Here is a 5,885-nt window from a genome sequence, read left to right as displayed (position 1 = left end):
CGCCGAGACGCCGGAGCGGTTTGCCGCCTCGGCCCGGGCCTTCGGCAAGTTCCAGCGGATGCTGAAGGACTACCCGGCGGAGACCCTGTATGAGACCATCCCCCACTTCCACGACACCGAGGCCCGGCTGGCCAGGCTGAAAGAGGTGGTGGCCGCCGACCCCCTGGGCCGGGTGAAGGAGGTAGGCCCTGAGCTGGACTTTGTGGCCGCCCGGGAGGCCGACTGTTCCGTGGTGCTGGAGGCCCTGCGGCAGGGGGAGCTGCCCCTGCGGGTCACCCACAACGACACCAAGCTCAACAACGTGCTGCTGGATCGTGACACCGGCGAGGCGGTGTGCGTCATCGACCTGGATACCGTGATGCCCGGCCTGGCCGTCAACGACTTCGGCGACTCTATCCGGTTCGGCGCCAACCACTGCGACGAGGACGAGCGGGATCTGAACAAGGTCTGCTTTGACCTGAACCTGTTCGACGCCTACACCCAGGGCTTCCTGGAGGGGGCGGACGGAGCCCTCACCCCCGCCGAGCTGGACTATCTGCCCTGGGGCGCCCGACTCATCACCCTGGAGTGCGGCATCCGCTTCCTCACCGACTACCTGGAGGGGGACAAATACTTCCGCATCCACCGGCCCGGCCAGAACCTGGACCGGTGCCGCACCCAGTTCAAGCTGGTGGCCGATATGGAGGCCTGCTGGGACAAGATGTGTTTGGCGGTAGACAAATATCGATAAGAAATGAGACGCCTTCCGAAAGGAAGACGCCTCGTTTTTTCATGCGGGCTGGTTGACCACCCCGGCAAAGAGGGGCTGGCCCTGGCTGCTGGTGAGCAGGAAGAGGAAGGGCCGGTCCAGAGTGAAGTCCACCTCATCCTCCGGTGGCATACCGGAACCCCCCATTGCCATCGCGGTGAAGGCGGCGGCGGTGACACCCTCCTCATCCACCGCCACCCGGGCGGCGTGGGTGGCCTGGGTAACATAGATTTCATCCAGCTCTGTGGTCATGGGGGTGAAGTCGGACACCGCCGGGTCAAACACGTCGGTGATTCCCATAGCCTGCAAGCCCTGGATCAGATCCAGCTGGCCGGATACGTCGAACTTGGGCATGGACAGGTTGACTCTGAGGTACTTCTGGTTTTCCCATTCCCCGTTGGAGAGCAGAAACGCCATCGCCTCCGGGTCGGCCAGCAGCTGATCCACGCTCACCCCCTCGTCGGGCAGCACCATCCACAGGGTACCGCCGTACAGTACGGATCTCCCCACGGCGGAGAACTGATCCCCCCAGTAATAGTTGTTGGAGGAGGAGCTGTGCATGAAGTCGCAGGTTACGTCCCCATCGGGGCTGTGGAACAGGTCGGGGGCGGTGTTGTCCGGGTTGAACTCCTGGGCCCACCGGCCCTGGTAGTAGACGGTGGTGGCCAGGGCCAGCACGGTCTCCGGGTCCAGGCTCACCTGGCCCGCCGCCTCCTCCAGCAGGCCGCCGGTCTGGTCGTTGAGCCAGGCTTGCAGGGCCTGATCCAGCTGGGCGGAGCCCATCTCCCCCTGGTAGGAGGAGGCGTAGTAGGTGTCCGCCAGGGTGTCCAGGGTGGACTGGACAAAGGGTACATCCTCATTGAGCCACAGGGAGGAGGCCAGCACGCTGGTCAGCATCCCGTCGTCGTTGTAGTTGGCGTTCCACAGGGCCCTGGCCTGAGCGCGCAGGGTGTCGATGCTGTCGTGGCCCAGCAGGTCCAGGATCTGCTGGCGGCTGCTGCCGTCGGTCAGTTCGGCCAGCATTCCCAGGGCGAAGTAGATGTTCAGGGGGGAGCAGACCTTGTTTTCCGTCCCGCCGTCCCCCAGGAACTGGCGCAGGGTGGCAGTATAGTATCCCTCCAGGCCGCTGTCATAGCCCTCGGGCTGGTTCAGCTGGGCCTTTTGGCTGGCCCGCCAGGTGTCGTAGTCGGCGCTCCAGCGGTCGGAATCCAGGGAGCCGTCGGGGTTGAGATAGTCCATCTCGTTGGGGTAGGGGGCCATTTTTGGGTACTCCGCCACCGCCAGGGCGAAGGCCTGGCCTGTCAAAGGGCTGCCCCCGGGCCACAGCACAATGCCGATGACGATGGCGGCGGCTGCCGCCACGGCGGTAAGTCCCATCCACAGAGGACGGCGGCGGGGTGTCTTTTGAGGCGGTTTGTCCGCCTGGTGTACCAGCTGGGGGTCGATATGCTCCAGGCTGTCCAGCAGTTCGTCCGCTTTCATACGGTAAATCCCTCCTTGGTCAGGTGGTCCCGCAGCCGCTGCCGGGTGCGGAACAGGGTGGTTTTGACCTTGCTCTGGCCCAGATCGTACCGCCGGGCGATGTCGGCGATGGGGTCGAAGAACCAGTACCGCCGCAGGAAGATGAGACGCTCCTCCTCGGGCAGGGCCTTGAGGAAGGCGTTCAGGCTCTCCCCCAGGGCTAGCGCGTCCACCAGCGCCTGGGTGTGGTCGGGGCCGGGAAGACAGTCCTCCAGCTCCCGGGTAAGGGCGGTGAGCCGGGCGATCTGCCGCCGGCGGGTGAGAGCCCGGCAGCGATCCAGCACCGTGTGGCGCATGAGCCGGGCCAGGAAGGGAAAGAGATAGTCCCTGGGCTGGTGGGGCGGGATGGAGTCCCAGGCCAGCAGATAGGCGTCGTTTTCGCACTCCTCCACCGTCAGCCGGTCGGGCAGCAGCCGGAAGCCCAGCTGCCGCAGGCGGCTGCCGTACTTGTCCGCCGCCGCCTGAATGCCTCCCTCGTCACGGTCCAGAAATAAGGTCACAATCTGGGCGTCCTCCACGGTACTCACTCCTCTCCTGTGGGCTGATGAAAAGGCCTTTCACCCCAATCAGCGAGTTGGGAGGGGAAAAGGTTACAGTCAGAACTATTTTTTGTAAAAAAGGGGCCTGCAGTGGCAGGCCCCTTTCGTTTCAGAGCTGGGGGAAGGGCTGGGGAATGAGTGTCCCGGCGCAGTAGCGGGCGGCGATGTTCCGGTCGTCTCCGTCGTAGAGGAACTGCTCCAGCCGCTCGAAGGGGGTGCGCTCCACCAGCGCGTCCAGGGCGGAGGGGCGGAGGACCAGGGCGTCAAATGCAAAGCCGGGCAGGAAGGCCCCCACATTGCCCAGGAAGGAGCCCGCCCCCCGGGTGGTCAGGTAGAAAGCCTCAGTCAGGGAGAGGGGGGCCTGGTCGGGGTGGTTCAGCCAGTTCAGCTTGGAGGCCTGGACCGTGGCGGCCACGCTGCGGCTCAGGTGGGCGGTGTGGCCGCCGGCCACGTCGCTGGCCACGCAGCACCGCAGGCCCTGCTCCAGATCCTGCCGCAGGGGCATGATGCCGCTGGCCAGATTGGTGTTGGACAGGGCGCAGTGGGCCAGGGTGACACCCCTGTCTCTGAGCAGAGACTTCTCCCCGTCGGACAGGTGGATGGCGTGGGCCATGATGGTCTTGTCCTGCCGCAGCAGGCCGAAGTGTTCATACACCTGGGTGTAGGTGGGGATATCCGGATGGAGCTGGGCCACCCAGGCCACCTCGCTGGGGTTCTCCGACAGGTGGGACTGGATAGGCAGGTCATATTGCTCCCCCAGACGGCCCAGGCCGTCCATCAGCCTGGCCGTGGTGGAGGGGACAAACCGGGGGGTGAGGATGAAACCGGTGTGTTTTAACTCTGCCCGGCTGCGGCAGATCAGCTCCTCGGTGTCCGCCAGGGAGGCGTCGGTATCCTCCTGCAGCTCCGGGGGAGCGTTGCGGTCCATATTCACCTTGCCGATGAGGCCCCGGAGGCCGGATTGCTCGGTCAGCTCCATGAGGCGCCAGGCCGCGTCCTTGTGGATGGAGGCAAAGGCGGAAAAGCGCAGAGTACCCACTGCCCACAGGTGGTTGAGGAAAGCCTTCCACGCCCTGTCAGCAAAGGACGGGTCGGCAAAGCGGGCCTCCGCCGGGAAGGTATAGGTCTCCAGCCAGGGCAGCAGCTGCTTGTCGTAGCCGATGCCCCGGTTGATGATCTGGGGTGCGTGGATGTGCAGGTCGGTAAAGGCAGGAATGATGAGGCAGTCCCCCCAGTCCTCCACCGGCTGGGCGGCGTACTCCGGGGGCAGGGTGTCGTACAGACCCACAATGGTCTCACCCTCAGAGACCAGATAGGTATTTTGGCGCACCTCCAGTTCCCCCAACGTGGGGGTGTGGAGAAAGGTTCCTTTCAGGATCATATGGTACTCCTTTCGGAAATGGAGAGACTCAGGGCACCAGTTCCACAGTATAGCCCAGAGCCTTCAAACCGCTGACGATTCCACCGGGGTCCACCATGTGGCCCGCGCCCACCGCCATAAAGTAGGTGTGGCTGCCCTCGGTCTCCAGATAGCCCGCGGCGGCCTCAATCATACCCGGGTCCCGCTGGGTAAACAGCTTGGAATTCAGCTCGTCGGTGCTGTTGATGATGGCCTGCTTATCGTAGACCTGGGCAAAAGCCTCCGGGTCCCGATCCTTCCAGGAGGCAAATATGGCGGAGAGCATTTCCTCCTGAAGCTGGGCGGCCTGCTCGATCTCCGGGTCGGGTTCCCCGCCCAGCGTCATCTCAAAGACTGCCAGGGCGGAGTCCAGGTAGGTCTCCTGATATTCGGGGGAGAGACCGTCGAAAATGCCGCCCTGGAAGGCGTAGGTCTCCACCGCGCCGATGGCCTTGCCGCCGTTGGCCGCCGCGGCGTTGACGTAGCTGTCGATGGCCATGGCGTTAGCGCCGGTGGTGTCGTCCATCATGCTGAGGGTGGAGAAGGTGGAGGCCAGCGCCCAGGGCTTATAGAGGTCCAGGTCGTTGGGGCCCATACCCAGGGCGGCCGCCGCGGTCTGCACCCGCTGATAGAGTTCGGGGCTGATGTGGTCGGCCAGGGTGGTGCCGTCCTGATAGGTCTGGAGGCTCTGGAGCAGGGCGATGCCCTCCAGGTCGTTGAGATCCAGCTCAAAGATGACCTCCTCGGAGGCCTGGATGGCGTCCCGGACGGACTTGTGGAGGGGATAGACGTTGTCCCGGTCCAGATGTATGGTGCCCAGCAGATACAGGGTATTATCCCCGTTGGTGGCCTTCCACAGCAGACCCTTGGAACCGGCGTCCTGCCCGTCATAGATGGCCAGGATCAGGCGGTTTGCCATGACCATAGCTTCCTGATAGGTACAGGTGCGCTCCTGGGCCAGTCCGGCGCCGTCTCCCTGGACCACCCCCAGCCCGGTCAGAAAGGCCTCCGGGCCCTCCTCCACGCCGGGCAGGTCATAAGTGGCCGCCTCTTGATACAGGGCGTTCATCACGCCGCCCCGGGTGGTGTCCACCACCAGGCCCACGGCGTCCGCCGTACGGGGTTCCAGCTCCAGCAGGGCCAGCTTATTGGATACGACAGTGGTCATGGTCTCCAATTGATCCATGGTCACCGGACTTTGGATGTAAGTAGTATAGTTGTCGTCCACCAGACCCAGGGCATAGCTGTCGGCCAGCTGGCTGACGGCCCAGGAGGCGGGCTGCTGCGGTTCGGCAGCCAGAACGGGGAGGATCAGCAGAGCGGTGGACAGAAACCCAGCCAGGGCTTTTTTGAACAGAGATCTTTTCATACATATGCTCCTTTCCATGTGCAGGGCAGGGAATTGCTAGGCCAGACTGAGACTGGCGATGTACTGCTTGGCGGTGCGGGGCGTCCGGCCCGGGTGGCGCATTTCCCAGCGGTCGGCGCCGGTGCGGAGGGCCTGGCGATCCATGACCAGCCCGTGCAGCGCGGCCATTTTCTCCACCAGATCCAGGAACTCCGCTTTGTTCAGGGCCAGATAGGGGATACGCAGGCCAAACCGCTCGGCCAGGGAGGTCTTTTCCTGGATGGTCTCGCTGGCGTCCACCTCGTCCCCCGCCCGGTCGGAGAAGGTCTG

General features: G+C 64.4%; 6 protein-coding genes. 1 reads left to right on the top strand and 5 read right to left on the bottom strand.

From position 1 onward, the window contains the following. Positions 1 to 730 (top strand): phosphotransferase enzyme family protein (locus Q0K43_RS09985; RefSeq protein WP_297290391.1); only part of this gene is annotated, 730 nt, incomplete at its 5' end. Positions 731 to 769: 39 nt separating this feature from the next. On the opposite strand, the gene Q0K43_RS09980 is transcribed toward Q0K43_RS09985, so the two are convergent. The 5 genes from Q0K43_RS09980 to Q0K43_RS09960 all read right to left on the bottom strand — a co-directional run. Continuing rightward, complete coding sequence (locus Q0K43_RS09980; protein WP_297290390.1) at positions 770 to 2,230, bottom strand: serpin family protein; 1,461 nt, start codon at positions 2,228 to 2,230, stop codon at positions 770 to 772. Beyond that, positions 2,227 to 2,796: an RNA polymerase sigma factor gene (locus Q0K43_RS09975; protein ID WP_297290389.1), complete on the bottom strand. Its 570-nt coding sequence runs from the start codon at positions 2,794 to 2,796 to the stop codon at positions 2,227 to 2,229. Before Q0K43_RS09975 ends, Q0K43_RS09980 begins: the two co-directional genes overlap by 4 nt. Before the next feature lie 121 nt (positions 2,797 to 2,917). Next, positions 2,918 to 4,189 carry an amidohydrolase family protein gene (locus tag Q0K43_RS09970; protein ID WP_297290388.1) on the bottom strand — a complete coding sequence of 424 codons (1,272 nt, stop codon included), beginning with the start codon at positions 4,187 to 4,189 and terminating at the stop codon, positions 2,918 to 2,920. Between the two features lie 28 nt (positions 4,190 to 4,217). After that, a complete protein-coding gene (locus tag Q0K43_RS09965; RefSeq protein WP_297290387.1) occupies positions 4,218 to 5,576 on the bottom strand; it encodes a TraB/GumN family protein in 1,359 nt (452 codons plus the stop codon). Between the two features lie 36 nt (positions 5,577 to 5,612). Continuing rightward, positions 5,613 to 5,885 (bottom strand): DUF815 domain-containing protein (locus Q0K43_RS09960; RefSeq protein WP_297290386.1); only part of this gene is annotated, 273 nt, incomplete at its 5' end.

This window comes from uncultured Flavonifractor sp., assembly GCF_944383115.1.
Lineage (GTDB): Bacteria > Bacillota > Clostridia > Oscillospirales > Oscillospiraceae > Flavonifractor.
This window is presented reverse-complemented; position numbering and strand designations above follow the sequence as displayed.